Source organism: Wenyingzhuangia sp. (genome assembly GCF_039768515.1).
GTDB lineage: Bacteria > Bacteroidota > Bacteroidia > Flavobacteriales > Flavobacteriaceae > Wenyingzhuangia.
This window is the reverse complement of the sequence record NZ_JBDNAI010000074.1, coordinates 1-3,365: the sequence shown is the minus strand read 5'-3', so window position 1 is coordinate 3,365 and position 3,365 is coordinate 1. Positions and strand designations below refer to the sequence as shown.

The following is a 3,365-nucleotide window of genomic DNA, read 5'->3' as shown; positions in this document are numbered from 1 at the left end:
TCTTTTTTTGTTTTCATAATTTTAATTACAACAGACCTGCTCTCTTTAAGAGTGCGTCAGGACTCGGCTCTTGTCCTCTAAACTGTGTATACAATTCCATAGGTTTTTTCGTGCCCCCTTGACTCAAAACGAAATCTTTGAATCTAGTAGCTATCTTTTTATTGAATATTCCTGTTTCTTTGAAGTATTCGAAAGCATCAGCATCTAAAACTTCTGCCCATTTATAGGAATAATAGCCAGCAGAATATCCACCTTGGAAGATATGAGAGAAAGCAGTACTCATACAATTTTCTGTGACGTCTGGATATAATAGTGTGTTTTCGAAAGCTTTGATTTCGAACTCTTTTACACTAGTTGTGGTCAAATCATTTTCGTTTAGCGAATGCCATGCCATATCTAAAAGTCCGAAACTAATTTGCCTTAATGTTTGTAGTCCCTCAAGAAAATTTGAAGCCTTTTTTATTTTTTGAATCAAGGAGTTTGGAATGATTTCTCCTGTCTCATAATGTTTGGCAAATAATTCTAAGGCCTCCTGCTCAAAACACCAATTTTCCATGATTTGGCTAGGCAGCTCTACAAAGTCCCAAGAGACAGAAGTCCCAGACAAGCTAGGGTACTTGGTGTTTGCTAACATTCCATGTAGTGCGTGTCCAAATTCGTGAAATAAAGTTGTGACCTCGTTAAAAGTTAGTAAACTAGGTTTCGTCGCTGTTGGTTTTGTAAAATTACAGACGATTGAGATATGGGGTCTTGAGTTTTCTTGATTTAAAATCCATTGATTTTTATACCCTGTTTTCCATGCGCCATTCCTTTTTCCTGGTCTTGGATGAAAGTCTGCATAATAAACGGCAATAAAATCACCCTTTTGGTTTGTGACTTTATACGTTTTTACGTCTTTGTGATACTTTTCAATAGTGTGGATTTCTTTAAAATGCAAATCGTATAAACGCTTGGCAATTTCAAAAGAACCTTCAATTACATTTTCTAGCTGAAAGTAAGGTTTAAGAATTTCTTCATCAAAGTCAAACAATTCATGCTTTAGTTTTTCGCTGTAATAGGCACCATCCCATTTTTGAAAATCAGTAAGATTGTCTTTTTTGAAAGCAAATTCTTTAAGCTCGTTGAATTGTTCAACGGCTTTTGGCTTGGCTTTTTCCAAAAGGTTTTCTAGAAATTCGGTCACTTTCTCAGCGGATTCTGCCATGCGTTCTTCTAGGACAAAATGGGCATGGGATTCATATCCCAATAACTTAGCTCGACTGGCACGCAGTTGTGTGATTCTTAAAACAATTTCTTCATTGTTATTTTTGTTTTGTTGAAATCCTTTTTTACCTGCTGCAATCGCCATTTCCTTTCTCAGTTCGCGATGATCTGAATAGGTCAAAAAAGGGATGTAGCTTGGGAAATCTAAGGTAAATATCCATCCTTCTTTGTCTTTGTTCTTGGCGGTTTGTAAGGCGTCTTCAATAGCACCCTCGGGTAGACCTCTGAGATCCTTTTCATGGGTAATGTGTAACTCGTAATTTTGAGTTTCGGCTAGCGTATTTTCACCAAAGATTAAAGAGAGTTTAGATAATTCAGTATCTATTTCTCTTAATTTGTCTTTGTTTTCTGGATTCAAACCAGCCCCGTTTCTAGAAAACCCTTTGTACTTTTTTTCTAGAAGCATTAATTCTTCGGGAGTTAAATTTAAAGACTCACGATGATTATAGACCTCCTCGACACGGATAAATAACTCTAAGTTCAAACTAACGTCGTTAGAAAATTTGGTTAATAGTGGTGAAACTTCTTGAGCAATTTTTTGCATCTCATCATTCGTTTCTGCAGAGTTCAAATTAAAAAATATAGATGAAACTCTACCTAATCTCTGTCCTGAAAATTCAAGGGCTTCAATAGTATTCTCAAAGCTCGGAGCTTGATCGTTGTTGATGATATTGTCAATTTCTTGCTGGGCCTCTTTTATACATTGCTCAAAAGCAGATAGGTAATGTTCATTCTTGATTTTTTCAAAAGGAGCAGTGTCGTATAACGTATCAAATTTATGTAAAAGTGGGTTCATCAAGCAGGATTTAAATTTTGATGCAATTTATGAAGAATAAATTAGGAAAGGCATTTGGGCTTGGGTTCATTTGCTAAATTATTATAGTTTAGAGTGTCAATTTTATACTGATAGAAATCTTTTAGATAATAATTTTCATTACATTGAAGTGGTTTATTTTAAATTCTGTGGTTATGAAAATTAAAACTTTTGTCTTAACTAGTCTAGCTGGTTTTGTCGTTTATTATATTTTGGGAGTTTTGTTTTATGGCCTTCTTTTTACAGATATATATCCTAAGGAGCAAAACTTAATGTCTACGGTTTTTATTGCTTCGGGCTGTTTGTTTACTGCACTAGCTTACACGTATATTTTATCAAAAGCACAAGTAAATACTTTTACGTCAGGTTTGGTATTAGGATTTGTTCTTGGTTTGCTCTATGCGATCAGTATGAATTTCTTTATGTATTCTTCTAGAGATACATGTTTGACTAGTGTGTTAATAGATGTAGGTATTGGAGGTGTTTCTACTTCTTTAATGTGTGGCGTAATAGGCGTTTGTTTTGGAAAATCTAAAAGACTATAAATCCTGGAGGTACAGTGTTTTTTTATTGAAAAATAGTTTTGAAAATTCAAAAATCTATATTAAATTTGTTCACATGAAATTGATTACAAAAAATATATGGTGGTGGTACGCTCTTAAAGATTAAGTGTGGGTATTGTTGTGTATTTAAAAAACAAATATATGAAGGCTTATCTCACGATAAGCCTTTTTTTATAGCATATAAAGTATGAAAAAATTACAATTTAAAACTGTTATCAGAGAACAAATGGCTGACACGGTAACACCGGTGTCCCTATATTTGCGATTTAGAGATCGTTTTGCAAATACAGTTTTATTAGAGGGGTCGGACTATCATTCAAAGGAGGATAGTTATTCGTTTATGGGTATACAACCTTTGGTTAACATCAAGATAGAAAAAGAAGCACTAAATTTATATTATCAAGGAGAATTAATGTCTAGTGTTTCTTTGCAAAGGAATTTTGACGAAGTTTTTCAGCATTATAGTGATTTGATTCAGACAGATTCCCCAGAGGAGTACAAAGCCTTCAATGGTCTTTACGGGTACACAACTTATGATGCTGTCCAGTATTTTGAAAATATTAAATTGACCGCAAAGCAAGCAGAGTCAGCGATTCCATTGTTGCAGTATAGCTTTTATAGGTATGTGATAGCGATCAATCATTTCAATGATGAAATGACTGTTATTGAAAATGTTCCTAGTGGGCAGGTCTCTAATATTGATGAAATCATGACCATTATCAATA

At 34.2% G+C, this 3,365-nt stretch carries 2 protein-coding genes and 1 pseudogene; 2 read left to right on the top strand and 1 reads right to left on the bottom strand.

The genetic code is table 11. From position 1 onward, the window contains the following. Positions 1 to 25 precede the first annotated feature (25 nt). Positions 26 to 2,059 (bottom strand): M3 family metallopeptidase, encoded by a 2,034-nt coding sequence (locus ABF281_RS04485; protein ID WP_347180497.1) that lies wholly within the window; start codon positions 2,057 to 2,059, stop codon positions 26 to 28. 173 nt (positions 2,060 to 2,232) lie between these two features. On the opposite strand from ABF281_RS04485, the gene ABF281_RS04480 reads away from it, so the two are divergent. Next, the gene (locus ABF281_RS04480; RefSeq protein ID WP_347180496.1) at positions 2,233 to 2,622 is read left to right on the top strand and encodes a hypothetical protein; all 390 of its coding nucleotides are present in this window, start codon (positions 2,233 to 2,235) and stop codon (positions 2,620 to 2,622) included. Positions 2,623 to 2,827: 205 nt separating this feature from the next. Next, a pseudogene (locus ABF281_RS04475) lies at positions 2,828 to 3,365 on the top strand (anthranilate synthase component I family protein); the annotation flags it as partial.

Bases quoted from the DNA above. Each gene is read 5' to 3' on its own strand.
- ABF281_RS04485 (WP_347180497.1), bottom strand. From the start codon at position 2,059: ATGAACCCACTTTTACATAAATTTGATACGTTATACGACACTGCTCCT.
- ABF281_RS04480 (WP_347180496.1), top strand. From the start codon at position 2,233: ATGAAAATTAAAACTTTTGTCTTAACTAGTCTAGCTGGTTTTGTCGTT.